The 14,722-nt window shown below is 52.5% G+C and carries 14 protein-coding genes and 1 tRNA gene; 7 read left to right on the plus strand and 8 right to left on the minus strand.

Annotated elements, in window-relative coordinates; genetic code table 11:
* Positions 1-9: 9 nt before the first annotated feature.
* Positions 10-86, plus strand: a tRNA-Pro gene (locus HCX89_RS21445).
* Positions 87-214: 128 nt separating this feature from the next.
* On the opposite strand, the gene HCX89_RS21450 is transcribed toward HCX89_RS21445, so the two are convergent.
* From HCX89_RS21450 to HCX89_RS21465, 4 genes are all read right to left on the minus strand, one after another.
* On the minus strand, positions 215-943 hold the full coding sequence (locus HCX89_RS21450; protein WP_167717437.1) for a DUF4336 domain-containing protein: 729 nt from the start codon (positions 941-943) through the stop codon (positions 215-217).
* A 70-nt stretch (positions 944-1,013) separates the two neighbouring features.
* On the minus strand, positions 1,014-1,673 hold the full coding sequence (locus HCX89_RS21455; protein WP_025011455.1) for a transcriptional regulator: 660 nt from the start codon (positions 1,671-1,673) through the stop codon (positions 1,014-1,016).
* 44 nt (positions 1,674-1,717) lie between these two features.
* Positions 1,718-2,992, minus strand: coding sequence for a serine dehydratase subunit alpha family protein (locus HCX89_RS21460; RefSeq protein WP_096141813.1), 1,275 nt, complete (start codon positions 2,990-2,992; stop codon positions 1,718-1,720).
* A 23-nt stretch (positions 2,993-3,015) separates the two neighbouring features.
* Positions 3,016-3,399, minus strand: coding sequence for a RidA family protein (locus HCX89_RS21465; protein ID WP_028781671.1), 384 nt, complete (start codon positions 3,397-3,399; stop codon positions 3,016-3,018).
* A 264-nt stretch (positions 3,400-3,663) separates the two neighbouring features.
* On the opposite strand from HCX89_RS21465, the gene HCX89_RS21470 reads away from it, so the two are divergent.
* Complete coding sequence (locus HCX89_RS21470) at positions 3,664-4,971, plus strand: amino acid permease (protein WP_025889728.1); 1,308 nt, start codon at positions 3,664-3,666, stop codon at positions 4,969-4,971.
* Between the two features lie 89 nt (positions 4,972-5,060).
* On the opposite strand, the gene HCX89_RS21475 is transcribed toward HCX89_RS21470, so the two are convergent.
* Entirely contained in the window at positions 5,061-6,146 is a 1,086-nt protein-coding gene (locus HCX89_RS21475; RefSeq protein ID WP_107004957.1) for an AI-2E family transporter, read from the minus strand.
* Between the two features lie 850 nt (positions 6,147-6,996).
* Between HCX89_RS21475 and HCX89_RS21480 the strand changes: the two genes are divergently transcribed.
* Positions 6,997-7,239: a hypothetical protein gene (locus tag HCX89_RS21480; protein ID WP_223828836.1), complete on the plus strand. Its 243-nt coding sequence runs from the start codon at positions 6,997-6,999 to the stop codon at positions 7,237-7,239.
* A gap of 196 nt (positions 7,240-7,435) precedes the next feature.
* Here HCX89_RS21480 and HCX89_RS21485 read toward each other — a convergent pair whose 3' ends face one another.
* A complete protein-coding gene (locus HCX89_RS21485; protein ID WP_028781667.1) occupies positions 7,436-8,785 on the minus strand; it encodes a dihydroorotase in 1,350 nt (449 codons plus the stop codon).
* A gap of 212 nt (positions 8,786-8,997) precedes the next feature.
* On the opposite strand from HCX89_RS21485, the gene HCX89_RS21490 reads away from it, so the two are divergent.
* The 3 genes from HCX89_RS21490 to HCX89_RS21500 all read left to right on the plus strand — a co-directional run bounded on the left by HCX89_RS21490 (position 8,998) and on the right by HCX89_RS21500 (position 12,466).
* Positions 8,998-9,882 carry a 6-carboxytetrahydropterin synthase gene (locus HCX89_RS21490; RefSeq protein WP_167717439.1) on the plus strand — a complete coding sequence of 295 codons (885 nt, stop codon included), beginning with the start codon at positions 8,998-9,000 and terminating at the stop codon, positions 9,880-9,882.
* Between the two features lie 202 nt (positions 9,883-10,084).
* Entirely contained in the window at positions 10,085-10,927 is an 843-nt protein-coding gene (locus tag HCX89_RS21495) for a M23 family metallopeptidase (RefSeq protein ID WP_139190849.1), read from the plus strand.
* A 138-nt stretch (positions 10,928-11,065) separates the two neighbouring features.
* Positions 11,066-12,466, plus strand: a complete 1,401-nt coding sequence (locus HCX89_RS21500; protein WP_167717442.1) for a diguanylate cyclase — start codon at positions 11,066-11,068, stop codon at positions 12,464-12,466.
* 17 nt (positions 12,467-12,483) lie between these two features.
* Here the strand turns inward: HCX89_RS21500 and HCX89_RS21505 are convergent, their stop codons facing one another.
* Together HCX89_RS21505 and HCX89_RS21510 are read right to left on the minus strand one after the other, a co-directional pair.
* Positions 12,484-13,050, minus strand: coding sequence for a VOC family protein (locus HCX89_RS21505; RefSeq protein ID WP_144135981.1), 567 nt, complete (start codon positions 13,048-13,050; stop codon positions 12,484-12,486).
* A 14-nt stretch (positions 13,051-13,064) separates the two neighbouring features.
* A complete protein-coding gene (locus HCX89_RS21510) occupies positions 13,065-13,568 on the minus strand; it encodes a murein L,D-transpeptidase family protein (protein WP_025011447.1) in 504 nt (167 codons plus the stop codon).
* A gap of 251 nt (positions 13,569-13,819) precedes the next feature.
* Here HCX89_RS21510 and HCX89_RS21515 point away from each other — a divergent pair, with 251 nt between their 5' ends.
* Positions 13,820-14,680 (plus strand): ion transporter, encoded by an 861-nt coding sequence (locus HCX89_RS21515; protein ID WP_025011446.1) that lies wholly within the window; start codon positions 13,820-13,822, stop codon positions 14,678-14,680.
* Positions 14,681-14,722 lie beyond the last annotated feature (42 nt).

Consider the following 14,722-nt stretch of genomic DNA (forward strand, 5'->3'; position numbering starts at 1 on the left):
GACAAATATCGGTATGTAGCGCAGCCTGGTAGCGCACTGTCATGGGGTGTCAGGGGTCGGAGGTTCGAATCCTCTCATACCGACCACATTCAAAACAAAAAAGCCCAATCTTATGATTGGGCTTTTTTGTGCCTGTTTTTTGTATCTGTCTTTTTTATCGTCTTTGGGTAAGCAGCGAAGTCAGCAGTCTTGCTGGTTTATATTACTGTGCCTGTTAATGGTCAAGGTTCCCAAGCCAGGAGAATGAACGGCGGATAAAGCGGTCGGCATCCCGGGACTGACATTCGCCGTGGGCTATGATGAGTTTCTCCGCTCGCCAGCCAAGTATAGTCGCCAGGGCCTTTCGGGCCTGAGGCTTGCCAAAGCTGAAGCTCAGGCGCCAATCCAGAGGTGTCTTGCCGTTAGGGGCCAGTATGCCGCTGATGCGTGCCAGCGGTCTTTGCCAGGCTTTGAAGCACTCGGGCTGAAAGTTCTCAATCAAGTCGGTCAGGATCAGCGTGCGGCTGTGGCGATGAAAGAATACAGCCTCCTGCATCACAGGGCTGCCCTGAAACAGGCAGAAGTCCAGCTCGTCAAGCCAAGGGGCATTGTGTTGCGAGTCTGCCAATTCGCTGAGCAGCAGTTGGTCGAAATGCAGATCGCTGCGTTTTTTTGCCAGTTCTTCGGTCGCGTAGCTTAGGGCGTTGGGAAAGGCTTGCTGCCAGTCTTTGATAAACAGATGGTGCAATGAGTTGGGCGCCAGCAGATAGCTGACTTCACCGAGGGCCTTGACCTCCTCGAGCAGTTCGCGGCTGAGCTCAATGGGGGAGTGGAGCCAAAGCGTGCCATCATCAAGCCTGACCACTGTCATCCGGGTACTGTAAGGCAGGCCAAAGAAAGGCACTGTCTTGCCTGCAACTATCCAGATGTTATCACCGAAGGGTATGAGTCTGTGATTTGGCATTCCGGCTCCTTGGTCTCACTTCTTCCATGGCATTGTCATCTAACGCCGATGATCCCGCCCATTGTCAATGTTACTCCTGTGGGGCTTTTAATTCCCTCAGGTAGCGGTAAATGGTGTGCACAGAAATATCCAGGCGCTTGGCGGCCACTTGGGCACTGTCTTTGAGCTCAAAAATACCGGCATCGAAGAGGCGAGTCACTATTTCACGGCTCTTTTTCGATGGCGGGATCAGTTCACTGTGGCGTACTTCCTGGTTGACCTTGTCTATGGTGCTGTGCAGCGCTTCTTCGATATTACGGGCAAAGACTTCCGATGTGCCACTGCTCTCTGTGAGCGGACATTGCTGCGGCAGCATGGAGCGCAGTACAGACATCAAGGGCGCATCCATATCCGTATTGATACACAAAAGGCCTATGGCCATCTGCTTTTCGTTGCGAATAACCGTAGTGATGGATTTCAAGGTCTTGCCGTTGCTGCTCTGGCTGAGATAGGCCTCGGAAATATCGTGGCCGCTCTTGAGCTTTTCCAATGCCAGATTGGTAATGGGAGCGCCGACACTGCGGCCGGTGACATGGCCATTGGCTATTTTGATGATTGAAGGGTGGTCTCGGTCCAGACTGTGCAAAACCACTTCTGTGTGTTGCCCATACATGGTGGCTATACCATCGACCACATTTCCCATGGCGTTGAGTATGTCCATATCTTTGGGGGTCAACTTATGAAGTTTCACAGCTATCCTCTTGCGATGGCCCGGCAATTGCCGGGCGTCGGAGATTAGGCAGACATAATACTGATAATGGTACTGTCGGTCGACACCATTCCATCACAGATCATCTGTCCCAGATTCTTGATTGTTTGTTCGACATCGGCGGCGACTATGCCCTGAGTCGATACGGCATGCTGATTGAGTGCCATCAAAAACGCCCTGACTGCCGTGCTTGATGAGGTACTGACCTTCATGGCGCAGGAGGCTTTGGCGCCGTCACAAACCATGCCGGCACTGTCACTGATAACGTTCTGAATGGCGTAGCAACCTTGCTCAAAACTGCCTCCGGCGAGATAAACCATGGCCATGGCAGCGGCGGCACTGGTCACTGTATTGCCGCAAAAAGCTGACAGTGGCGGATAGTGGGACTTGATATAAATCGCGCCCAAGTGGCTCATGATGAGTGCCCGGGCCAGCTGCTCTTCACTGCAGTTGAACTTCTTGGCCGTTACAACCACAGGCACAGTGGCGGCTATCCCCTGGTTGCCACTGCCAAAATTGCTCATGGCCGGCAGGGTGGCGCCACCCATGCGGGCATCAGAAGCCGCGGCCGTATACATGACTATGGAGTTGAGCAGGTCATCACTCAGCAAGCCGGTATCTATGTTTTTCTTCAGCGTTCTGCCCACCTCCAGGCCATAGGCCGAATTCATGCCTTCGTCGGACAAACGGGAATTCAGATCCGATGCCGCCAGAATAAATCTGATCCGGTTAACATCTATCCCGGTGGCAAACTCATATATTGAGGCGATGCTGATATCGACCCCGTCGCATACCGAAGCGGTACTGCCCTTGGCAGAGGCTTCGGCCCGATACAATTGTTGGCCGTCGAGCCATTTCTCGGCAATCCGGGTATGGCTGCCACTGATAACGATTTTGGCCTGGTGCTTGTCGTTGGCAGCTGTCACAGCGCAGTAAATGAACTCATCGGCCTGAATGCGGCATACCTTGACCTTACCGGCATCAATAAGTGCCTGAGCCTCGGCCACTTGTGCCGGGTTGATATTTGCCAGCACTTCAAGGCCGGCATTGGCATCGCCCCCCAGGGCTCCTGCAGCTGCGGCAATGGCCAGGCCAATCTTGCCTGTGCCGGGAACAAATACTCCCATGGAGTTTTTGTAGAGGTTATCCGAAACCTGAACTTCCAGGCTCAAAGGCTTGGCGCCCAAGGTTTCGGCTGCAACGGCCGCGGCATAAGCCGCCGCGATAGGCTCGGTGCAGCCCAGCGCGGGACGCACAACTTGATTAAGGATATCTATATATTGTTGCCACTGTGGTTTCATCACTAGGTTCCACCGAGTCTGGTTTAAGGATTGATATGGGCAATGGCTTCGACTTCCACCAAGGCGCCCATGGGCAGATCTTTCACCGCAAAACAGCTGCGGGCAGGGCAGTCTTGCTTGAAGAAGGTCTTGTAGACTTCGTTGAAGGCGGCAAAGTCATTGATGTCGGATAGATAACAGGTGGTTTTGAGCACGTTTTGCAGACCACTGTTGGCGGCTTCAAGCACATATTGCAGATTCAAAAGTGATTGGCGGGACTGTTCACTGATCCCACCTTCGACCAAAGCACCTTGTTCACGGCAGACTGGCAGCTGGCCTGAGGTGAAAAGCAGCTCACCATAAGCGGCTGCATGAGAATAGGGGCCTATGGCTGCGGGGGCTTTGTCTGCATTGATAGTCTTTTTCATGATATTCCTTGCAAATATATTTGAGTAACAAGAGATTTTGTCTGCACAATTATTTGCAAATAGGCTTCTTCTTGCAAATTTATTTTATAAAAAGGTGGGCTGTAATTGCTTTTAGTGTGACGTTGATCTTATAAGTTGGCGGTTTTGTGGTTAAATTCTCGGCATCAGCAAAAGTTGCAAAAATCTGGTTGCTGCTGTCAGTTGGTTCAAATATATTTGCAAAAAATAACATGTTGGGTATCCAACAATAACTAAGGTTGTTATATGAAAACTGACACTTTGACATCAGAGTGGGGCGCAACAATTACTCGGGAAGACACGCAGGCCTGGAAGGAAGCGACCCGATTCGACAGTACTGACTGGGGCTGGATCATCATGTCCATCGGCATGGCCATAGGCGCGGGCATAGTATTTTTGCCTGTGCAGGTGGGGTTAATGGGATTATGGGTGTTTCTTTTGTCTGCCGTGGTGGGTTATCCGGCCATGTACATGTTTCAGAAGTTGTTTATCAATACCCTGGCCGAGTCCCGCGAATGTCAGGATTATCCCAGTGTGATCAGTGGCTATCTGGGGAAAAACTGGGGCATATTTCTCGGCGCACTCTACTTTGTCATGTTGGTCATCTGGGTGTTTGTCTACTCGACGGCGATCACCAATGACAGTGCCTCTTTCCTGCAGAGTTTTGGAGCCACCAAGAGCCTGCTGTCTGAAAACCCCTTCTATGGTCTGGGGCTTATTTGTCTTCTGGTCGCATTGGCCTCCCGCGGCGAAAACCTGTTGTTCAAGATTTCTACCCTTATGGTGCTCACCAAGTTGGGTGTGGTGGCGCTGCTCGGCTTAATGATGGTCGACAAGTGGGATATCAATAATGTCGGTGCAGTGCCCACTACGACTCATTGGATCCGTGATGCCGTGGTGATGTTGCCCTTTACCTTGACTTCCATTCTGTTTATCCAGAGTCTCAGCCCCATGGTGATCTCTTATCGATCGCGGGAGAAGTCGATTGAAGTGGCGCGCTTCAAGGCGATGCGAGCCATGAATATTGCCTTTGGTGTGCTGTTTGTTACCGTGTTCTTCTACGCCGTTTCTTTCACTCTGGCGATGGGCCATGAGCAAGCTGTGAGGGCCGAGCAGGAAAATATCTCTGCCTTGGCCATGGTGGCTCAAGGTATGCCTGGCCAGACGCTGAAACTCCTGAGCCTGACGCTGAACATCTTTGCCGTGATGACGGCTTACTTCGGGGTGTATCTGGGTTTTCGGGAGGCGTGCCAGGGGATCACCATGAACCTACTGCAGCGGGTTATGCCCAAGGAGAAGATCAACGCCAAGCTGGTGGGGTATGGCATCATGGTATTCACCATACTGCTGTCCTGGGGTGCGATTGTGCTGAATGCCCCTGTGCTGAGTTTCACCTCCATCTGCAGCCCGGTATTTGGTTTGGTGGGCTGTCTGATCCCTGCCTATTTGGTTTACCGGGTACCTTCGCTGCACAAATACAAGGGCGTTGGCCTGTATGTGATTATCGCCACTGGTATCTTGCTGTGTATCTCGCCCTTCCTGGCGTTCAGTTGATAGATGCAATTGGCTTTAAGAACGCAGTCTTAAAATCAGTGCCAAAGAGCCCCGCAGATGTGGGGCTCTTTAAGCTTCAGGCGGCAGACTCAGGCTTGGTCCTGCTGCTGCAAAAACTCATGAAATTCCTCTTCATAGAGACGGAACAGCACCAAGGTAACGGCAAAGATGATCGGGCCGTAAATCAGACCGATTAGACCAAATAGCTGCAAGCCACCCAGCAAAGAGAAGAAAATTAACAGGGTGCTCATTCCGGCAGATCCCTGCATCAGAATCGGCCTCAGGAAGTTGTCAATGGAGCCAACCACCAATATGCCCCAGGCGCAAAGGAACAGCCCCCAGCCCCAGTCTCCGGTCAATGCCAGATAGAGCGCTGCTGGCACCCAGATAAGTGCGGTACCCACCACAGGAATAAAAGAGGCGAATGCCATCATGGAGCCGAGGAACAATCCCGGCAGGCCGACTATGGCCATGGCAATACCACCGGCAAAACCCTGTGCCAAGGCGGTCAGGAATGAGCCGAGTACCGCCGACTTGGCGACTTTTTCCACCTCATCGAGAATTTTGTCTTCCTGACTGCGGGACAGGGGGATCACGTGTCTGAGACTGGCAATAATCTGTTCGTTGTCCCTGAGGAAGAAAAACAGTACGAACAACATCAGGGAGAAATTGACAAAGAAACCTGTGATATTGCCGAGCAATGCCGTGCTCAAACCAACCAGACGGGTGCTGAGCTCCGTAAGCGCTGCGGTGGCTTTTTGCAATATCTCCTGCGGCTCTATGCTGTCAAACGGCAGCCATTTATTGGCCAGCGCCAGTGCCGACTGTACCCAAGGATGTTCCAACAGCTCCTTGGCACCACCATGGGTCAGCCATTGATAGGCATGGGTGGCGGAGTTGACGCCCTGTTCAATCACGGAAATCAGCATGAACAGCAAGGGGATCAAGATGATCACCGTCAACAAGATGCAGGAAAGCAATGCACTCAGGTTGGGATGTTTGGGGAGTTTCGCTTCTATGCGCTTGTGCACAGGCAAAAACAGCAAGGAGACGATAAATCCCAGCAGTATTGCCCCCAGATAGGGAGCGACCAATAGATAACAGGCGTAGGCAGCAATGGCCAACGCGGCGAGGATCAACCAATGGCGGGGTTCAACCCGAAAACGTACGGACACGGGAATTCCTTTTAATCAAGAGTGTGTTGAATTTGCCATCTGCAGGGAAGGGCATGGTTTATAGACTCATCGGTCTGTTGCCAAGGACTCCGGCTTTTAAGCCAAGCATATCCGGGACTTGCTTGTACCTTCCTCTGCCTGTCCGGGCGACCCAGACTCGGTTACAGCGGAAGTTATTAAACCACGGAGCGACGGGGCAAGAGAAGCACTGCTTGGTTGATAAGGGGGATTGGCGCTGGTTTTGTATGCTATGCGTTGCCGCCGGTGCCGTAGGGGGCGGATACTGGGGCAAAATGCTTGTCAAACTTAGGTTTTAGTCGCATTGCCGCATAACTGGCGGAATAGACTTTTAGAACCGTTTTTTATAGGCTAACTCATTGAAATTAGGAAACGAGCGTTAATCCCGTTAGCAATAAACCTATAGCAGATAGGAACAGATGTAAGGCTATGTTTAGACCATAAGCCGCTGTTAACTGGTATGCAGACTGAGAAAATAAATTAACCATGAATCTACTTTTTGTATGCAGTGAGAATCGCTTGCGAAGCCCTACCGGAGAAGAGGTTTTCTCGGCATTTGAGGGGGGTTACGCGATTGGAGCCGGTACAAAGGAAGGTGTGAATAAGTCCTCGCGGCACTCTGGCTTACACAGCAATTGGCGTTCAAGGCATCTGACTGAAGGCATGCCGGGGCCTGTCGAAGTCGGATAACGCAGAGAGCCGGTTGCTGTGAAAGCCCCTAAGGGCGTGGCTTACAGACCTGCCTGCTGTGTTGTGCTTCTTGCAAAGGACTAGGGCCATTTGCTGCGAATCACGCCTTGCATCCAGGCCCGTAAGCCGACGCAGAGCACGCATGGGACTTGTTCGCACCTTCCCTAATGCCGAAACTGTGGTAAGTGGCGATCTTATTCAATGGGCTGACTTTATCTTTGTCATGGAAAAGTCTCACAAGATTAAGGTCGCAAAGAAGTTTAAGGAGCTTCTGAAAGGCAAGAAGCTTGTGTGTCTGGATATTCCTGACAATTACCAGCGGATGGATCCTGCTCTTGTGACCTTACTTAAAAATAAGGTTGCCCAGCATGTTCGATTATCTTAGAAAATAATAAAAATCATGAACTTGCTATGTTAAGGCCTTAAATTCCGGAAAAGATAGCAACTGGCATAGCTTCAGTTTACCGAATTCATTATGCATTGACTTGAAATAAACAAGATATTGACCAGCATCACGCATACTTGTGTCTATGTAAAAAGGGCTCCTTCAACGGAGCCCTTGGTTTAGCGATTAACTGCGATTAAGTGCGACTAAAAGTGAGGCGTTGGCCCAAGGTATTGTCGATAAAGCGACTGCCGTCAAACAGTTGGTTACCATTGACCCAGGTACCACTGATAGATGCGGCAAACTTGTGGCCGGTAAAGGGCGACCAACCGCAGTGATAGCGGGTGTTTTCCAGCGTGGCCTCGAAAGGCTTGTTGAGATCCACCAGTACCAGATCCGCCAGATAGCCTTCGCGCAGATAGCCCCTGTCTTTGAGTTCAAAGCGCTCGGCCACCGCATGGCTGGTCTTTTGGACGATTTTTTCCAAACTGAAGTGCCCCTTGGCATGCAGATCCAGCAGGCCGAGCAGTGCATGTTGCACCAGCGGCAAACCGGACGGCGCCTTGAAATAGCTGTCGGCTTGCTTCTCTTCCCAGGTGTGCGGCGCGTGATCTGTGGCGATAATGTCAATGATGTCGCGATTGACGGCATCTATCAGTGCCTGTTGATCGGCAAGGGTCTTGATGGCCGGGTTACACTTTATCTGGCTGCCGAGGCGGGCGTAGTCACTGTCGTTGAACGAAAGATGGTGTACACAGACTTCGGCGGTAATGTTGGCACCCTTGAGTTGTGCCAGTTGCTTGGCCGGCTCAAACAGATAGAGTTCGTCGGCGGTGGTTAAATGCAGTACATGCAGGCGTGCCTTGTGACGGATGGCCAGTTCGGTCGCCAGTTGAGATGACTTGAGGCAGGCTTCACGGGAGCGGATTTCGCCGTGCAGCTCCATAGGTATGGCATCGCCGTATTTTTCACGCATGGCGGCTTCATTGGCGGCTATGGTGGGGCTGTCTTCACAGTGAGTGGCAATGACCACAGGAGAGTTGGCGAAGATGCCGTCAAGAGTGGCACTGTTATCCACCAACATATTGCCGGTAGAGGCGCCCATAAAGATTTTTACACCACAGGCCTGGTTGGGATCGAGACGTTTAATCTCTTCCAGGTTATCGTTGGTGGCGCCGAGATAGAAAGCAAAGTTGGCCAATGAACTTTGAGACGCGCGGGTATACTTGTCTTCCAGCGCCTGCAGATTGGTGGTTTGCGGGTTAACATTGGGCATTTCCATAAAGCTTGTGATACCCCCGGCCACGGCGGCGCGGGATTCACTGGCGATGGTGCCCTTATTGGGGAAACCCGGCTCACGGAAATGCACCTGATCGTCGATCATCCCCGGCAGCAGGTGTTTACCCTGAGCATCTATGACCTGAGCCCCTGCCGGAGCCGTGATCTGGGGGGCAATCTGGCTGATGCGGCCGTTGTCGATCAGCAGATCCTGAGTACGGATTGTTCCTTCATTAACCAATTGGGCGTTGCAGATGAGGGTTTTCATAGGATACCTGATTAGCGTTATTAATATTGGCAGTGACTTGCGTATAATACCGGAAACTCAAGCAAAAAGCTGTGGAGCTTTTGGACAAGATCACAGACTTTTTGCGAAAGATACGTCAAGTGCCGATACCCTAGCCGGTATCGGTTCAATCGGTGCCAATATCGGCCGGCCGATAACACATGGGTGGACTGTTTATCTGCCTGGGAGCGAGAATGCAATTATTTGTCAAAGATTTAACTGTGGTTGATTTTTCTTACCTGTGCCCGTTTCGCGGCATGGTAGGCGAAAGTTGGATAGTCGATGTGCTGCTCGACGGTGGCCTGGATGAGCAAAACATGTTGCTCGACTTTTCCAAGGTCAAACGCACCATAAAGCAAACCATAGATGATGTGGCCGATCACCGTTTATTGGTGCCCACCGCCTGTAGCCAGGTACGCTGGCAACAGCAGGGCGACAAGGTGTGGATGGACTTCCATAGTCTGCGCGGCAGCATTCACCTGGCTTGCCCGGCGCAGGCTTTCGCCCTTATCCCCAGCGAGATTATCGATTTTGACAGCGTTAACCTGTTTTTGCACAAGGCGCTGACAGATGCCTTGCCGGACAATGTTCAGGGTATCAGCCTGACACTTCGCAACGAGGTGCTGGAAACGCCCTATTACCATTACAGTCACGGCTTGCGTAAGCACGACGGTAACTGCCAGCGTATCGCTCACGGCCACCGCAGTCCTGTCAATGTGTTTGCCGATGGTATCGCCGCGCCCAAATGGGATGAATACTGGGCCAAACGTTGGAAAGATATCTACCTTGGCAGTGAAGAAGATGTGGTTGGTGTCAGCGAGCTTGAGCTGTCACCCCAAACCAAGATAGATGACAAGAGCCATATTGGCTTCAGATACCAGGCGCCGCAGGGGGATTTCCAGTTGGCGATGCCAAGAGACTGCTGTGATTTGATCCCCCACGACACTACGGTCGAATTGCTGGCTCATTTTATGGCCGACAGCATGGCGGGCTTTGAGCCGGGCAAACATTTTAAAGTGGTAGCCTTCGAGGGTATAGGTAAGGGCGCCATCGCATCGGCGCAGCATCAGGGTGACTGATAGATACTGCCTGGCCTGAGCAGGGCCAGGAATAAAGCCAACCTAAAAGCATCTAGAGGCATCCGCAAATAGACCGCACCTTGGGGTCTATGGGGCGTAAAGATAAAGAGGAGCAAGAGTGAAGTTCAATAACAGCAAGATGCCAATCCCATCTTTTAAGGCGCTGCCGCTGATGCTGCTGGGCACTTTGGTTGTGAGTCCTATGCTGCAGGCCGAATCCAAGTCTGAGCCTCAGCCCAACATCAAACCCGAGTCATCACGGGTGCAGTTTCAGGGCAAGTTTGAGCAGGGGGCCCTGATCAGAGCCAGAACAGAGCCGGGTACTGAGGTACAGCTCAATGGCGAGAGCATCACACTGACGCCTGATGGCCGGTTTGCCTTTGGTTTTGAGCGTGAGGCCGCGCTCGAGCAAACGCTGACACTCAGTTACCCGGATGGCAGCAGTGAGAGCCGTAGCCTCAAACTCGACAAGCGGGATTATCGCATTCAGTATGTTGAAGGGATCAGCAAGAAAATCATGAAGCCGGATCCCAAGGCCCAGGAGCGCGCCGCCAAAGACAGCGCTCAGGTCAAGGCGGCCCGCAGTCATTTCAGTACCCAGCAGTCGTTTGCCGACGACTTTATCTGGCCGCTGACAGGGCGAATTTCAGGGGTTTATGGCAGCCAAAGGGTCTACAACGGCAAGCCAGGCACACCGCATTATGGTGTGGATGTGGCTGCGAAAACCGGCACTGTGGTGGTGGCACCGGCCGATGGCGTTATCAGCCTGTCGGTACCGGACATGTTCTATTCCGGCGGCACCATGATTATCGATCACGGCTATGGCGTCAGCTCCAGCTTTTTGCACTTAAGCAAGCTCTATGTCAAAGAGGGCGATGAGGTGAAACAGGGCCAGGCGGTGGCCGAAGTGGGGGCGACAGGACGAGCCACAGGGCCACATCTGGATTGGCGGGTGAACTGGTATCAGGTGCGTCTGGATCCTACCACTTTAGTGCCGCCAATGAGTCAGGTATTACAGCAAGCCAAGAGTGACGCGAAAAAGTAGCGATTTACTTTGACTGACTCACACTCGATGTCATACGCCGCCGGACTTAACCCCAGGCGGCGTTGTTTTTTTCTTTGTCAGCCACAGGCTTAGAAGGGGTTGGCTATACTCATTCTATGAATATAGCCGGAAGAATAAGTGACTGATTTGAGACGTTGGGGGCGCGACGAATGGCTGCTGCTTTTGCTCGGAGGTTTGGTCTGCTATCTCAGCGGCCGACTGGGCATGGCCACTTTGGTATTGCAGCCGAGCAATATAACCCTTCTATGGTTACCTTCTGGGATAGGGCTTATTCTGTGCTTGCGTTTTGGCGCCGTCGCCATAGTCCCTTTGTTTCTCGCCTCCTTTCTGGCCAATCTTCCCGGGCTCAATAACGGTCATCTGAGCCAAACCTTGCTGCACACCTGGGTCTCCGCCGCAATTGATGCCCTGATGCCACTTTTGGCCGCCAGAATGCTGCGTTGGGCTCTGCCCATGGGGTTGCAAAGAGCCAGGGAGTTACTGGGTTTTGGGATCTACGCTTGCGTTATTCCTGTGGCGTTGTCCAGTATCCTGCTGGCGGCAAATCTTGTTTGGGGCGGTTATATCGACAAGAGTTACTGGCCAACTATGGTGGTGATGCTGTTTTTGGCTGATGCCCTGGGGATAGTCTTGGTTTATCAGGTGTATCTGGGGTGGTCTGAGCGGTTTTTTATCAGCCAACGGCAAATCCGGGCATCTTTGTTGTCGATCCTGGCTTTAGTACTCATTTTCACTCTGGCATTTGGCAATCAACCCTGGGTCTTGTATCTGCTGTTGCCTGTGTTGGTGATGCAGGCATTTGAGGGCAGTTTCCTGCTGACTTGCAGCCTCAGCAGTAGTGCCTTCATTGTCGTTATCTGTGGCAGCGCCAAGGGGCTGGGGCCCTTTGATGCCGGATTGTATTCGGCAGAAACGGCGGAACTGGCCGCGTTTTGTTTTGCCAATGCGCTGGTTTTACTGGGGATTGCCCTGCAAAATCGCCAGTTGCGCCTATCCGAGCAGCACAGGGAAGCCTGGCAGCAGGTGGCCTTTCGCGATCCGCTGACAGGGTTACTCAATCGCCGTGGATTCGAGCCGCAATTGGAGCTGGTGGATAAGCAGGCCAGGCTCAATCGTGAAGATTACAGCCTGGCGCTTTTGGATCTGGATCATTTCAAGTTAATCAACGACAGCTTTGGTCATGCCACCGGCGACAAAGTATTGAAGCAACTGGCCGGCTTAATGCAGGCCCAGTGTCGCCAATCGGATGCCATTGCCAGAATTGGTGGTGAGGAGTTTGCTATCTTGCTGCCAAACTGCGCGCCGGCTCAGGCTGTTAATCTGATGGAGCGGCTGCGGGTCAAAGTGGCCGATGAAGATTTCCATGATGAGAGCGGCCAACCTATCCGCCTCAGTATCAGCGTTGGCCTGGTTTCCGGCCCCGCTGGTTGTCGCTCGGGTAAAGATCTGCAGGATAAAGCCGATCATTTTCTTTATGTTGCCAAGGCTGAAGGGCGCAACCGGGTCGTTCAAGGGTAAAGCGGCATCAGAGCCGCTTACTGCTCGCTGGCGATGATGGCCTGAATGCTGTGAGGGTGCACCTTGACGCAGACACCGCCGGCCTTGAACGCCAACGTCGGGTTGGCCAGACGTTCGGCTTCGCCTTTAGGGCTGCTGGCCTTGAGTTTAATATCCGTGTCGCCATCGAGTATGGCTTGGGTCCGGGGGCAAAGAGTACGCAGTTGCTCAGCCAGTTCATCGCAGCTTTGGGCGCCACCAGGCAAAACCAGCTCCAGATGTTCCCATCCCTCTTCGGGATAGTGTTTATCGCCGGGGAAGGGCAGCTCGATACAGGGAATTTGCCATTGACCCAGTTGCAGGGGGTTCTGCAGACGTATGATCAGGATAGGGCGGCCGTTGATGATGTTTTCCGAGATAATTTCACCACATTGAGCAAACTCGGCCTTGAGCTTTTCTGCCGCGGCGACAGAGTTGACCCGCAGCGCGGCGTGATCGCACTCGCCTAAACGCTCGAGTCCCAGGCGCTCAATCAGGGGCATGATTTTGTCGGCAAAGGCTTGCCAGTCTGCCAACAACTGCGACAGAGATTGAAGGTTTTGCATATCTGATTCCTGTTTCAGGGCCAAATTTCTATTGGCGTGCCCGGCTCAATCAACTGCCAGAGTTCATCCATCTCTTTATTGGTGAGGGCGATACAGCCGTTGGTCCAGTTAAACTGCTGCGCCTCTTCCGGAGTTAACCCAGAGCGGGGATTTTGGCCGTGGATCATGATTTGGCCGCCCGGGCTGACCCCAAGCGCCTTGGCCCTGAGTCTGTCCTCGTCATTGGGGTAGGAGATGTGAATCGCGCGGTAAAAGGCGCTGTCGGCCTTTTTGTAGTCCAGCAGATAGCGCCCCTCAGGGGTACGTTGATCGCCTTCCTGATATTTGTGGCCCTTGGGCATATCCCCCATGGCGATGCGATATTCCTTGATTACCTTACCGGCCTTAATCAGGCTCAGACGTGAATCTGACTTGTTGACCAGCACCAAATCCACCTGTGCCGAGGCAAAGGGGCTGTACAACTGGGCAAACGCCAGCAGAAATATTGCATAAACTATATGACGAAACGATGGGCCCATGACCACTTGGCTCTGATTATGGTTATTTTGACGGGATAATAACTGAAAAAGGGGGCCCTCTTGAAGCCCTTGAACAAGATTGTTGCCGAGAGTCGCGGAGCGTCAGCCAGAGAATATTTGGCACTCACGCCAATGCGTGGCAGACTTACGCCCCTGCCTTTTGGGCGCGGCGCCACGAACTCGAATGCGTGAGACTCGAAAGGGTAAAGATTGAGGTGCCGTTTGGTTGGAAAGTAAGGAAAGCTTAGCGCATGAATCAACATAAGATGACAGATACGCCGCCGGAGCCGGAACTCAAGCGTAAGCTCAGGATCATCATCTTTGGTACCGAAACGCCCGCCGGCCGCTGGTTTGATATCAGCTTGATCATCTGCATTATTCTCAGTGTTGCCCTGGTTTTTCTCGATACAGTGGCCGATATCCATGCCCGTTTCGGACATATCATCCTGGCACTGGAATGGGCCTTTACCTTGGTGTTCACTCTGGAATATCTGCTGCGGCTCTATTGTTCCAGCAATCGCTTGAGTTATGCCCGCAGTTTTTATGGCGTAGTGGATCTGCTCAGTATCCTGCCCAGTTATCTGGCGCTGTTCTTCCCCGGGGCCAATTTTACCCTGGTGATCCGTATTCTGCGGCTGTTCAGAATTTTTCGGGTACTCAAGCTGCTCAGATACTTGAGTGAAGGGAACCTCCTGCTTAAGGCGATGCTGCAGTCGAGTCGCAAGGTGTTTATCTTCTTTTTCTCTGTGAGTCTTATCATTATGGTGCTCAGCGCCATCATGTATGTGGTCGAAGGCCCGGACAATGGCTTCAGCTCGATCCCCAAGTCTGTCTATTGGACCATAGTGACCATTACCACAGTAGGGTACGGTGATATCACTCCCAAGACAGAACTCGGACAGGCCATAGCGGCGTTTACCATGCTCTTGGGTTATTCGATAATCGCCATTCCCACGGGGATCCTCACCGCTGAAATCTCCCAGGAGATGGGCCGTAGCCGCGATCTGCGCCGCTGCGCCAACTGCTTGAAAACCGGGCATGATCACCATGCTCTCTACTGTAACCGTTGTGGCAGTGAACTGGAGCCACCTCCGGAAGAAAACAAGGACTAGGGTGTCAAACAACCAATCATCTGCTAAGACAGTCACTCAAAC

The sequence above is a fragment of the Shewanella sp. Iso12 genome (assembly GCF_012030025.1).
Taxonomy (GTDB): Bacteria; Pseudomonadota; Gammaproteobacteria; order Enterobacterales; family Shewanellaceae; genus Shewanella; species Shewanella algae.

Coding starts and splice junctions, on each gene's coding strand:
- HCX89_RS21510 (WP_025011447.1), bottom strand. CDS start 13,568: ATGGGCCCATCGTTTCGTCATATAGTTTATGCAATATTTCTGCTGGCG.
- HCX89_RS21505 (WP_144135981.1), bottom strand. CDS start 13,050: ATGCAAAACCTTCAATCTCTGTCGCAGTTGTTGGCAGACTGGCAAGCC.
- HCX89_RS21460 (WP_096141813.1), bottom strand. CDS start 2,992: ATGAAACCACAGTGGCAACAATATATAGATATCCTTAATCAAGTTGTG.
- HCX89_RS21470 (WP_025889728.1), top strand. CDS start 3,664: ATGAAAACTGACACTTTGACATCAGAGTGGGGCGCAACAATTACTCGG.
- HCX89_RS21465 (WP_028781671.1), bottom strand. CDS start 3,399: ATGAAAAAGACTATCAATGCAGACAAAGCCCCCGCAGCCATAGGCCCC.
- HCX89_RS21450 (WP_167717437.1), bottom strand. CDS start 943: ATGCCAAATCACAGACTCATACCCTTCGGTGATAACATCTGGATAGTT.
- HCX89_RS21485 (WP_028781667.1), bottom strand. CDS start 8,785: ATGAAAACCCTCATCTGCAACGCCCAATTGGTTAATGAAGGAACAATC.
- HCX89_RS21490 (WP_167717439.1), top strand. CDS start 8,998: ATGCAATTATTTGTCAAAGATTTAACTGTGGTTGATTTTTCTTACCTG.
- HCX89_RS21495 (WP_139190849.1), top strand. CDS start 10,085: ATGCTGCAGGCCGAATCCAAGTCTGAGCCTCAGCCCAACATCAAACCC.
- HCX89_RS21480 (WP_223828836.1), top strand. CDS start 6,997: ATGGGACTTGTTCGCACCTTCCCTAATGCCGAAACTGTGGTAAGTGGC.
- HCX89_RS21515 (WP_025011446.1), top strand. CDS start 13,820: ATGAATCAACATAAGATGACAGATACGCCGCCGGAGCCGGAACTCAAG.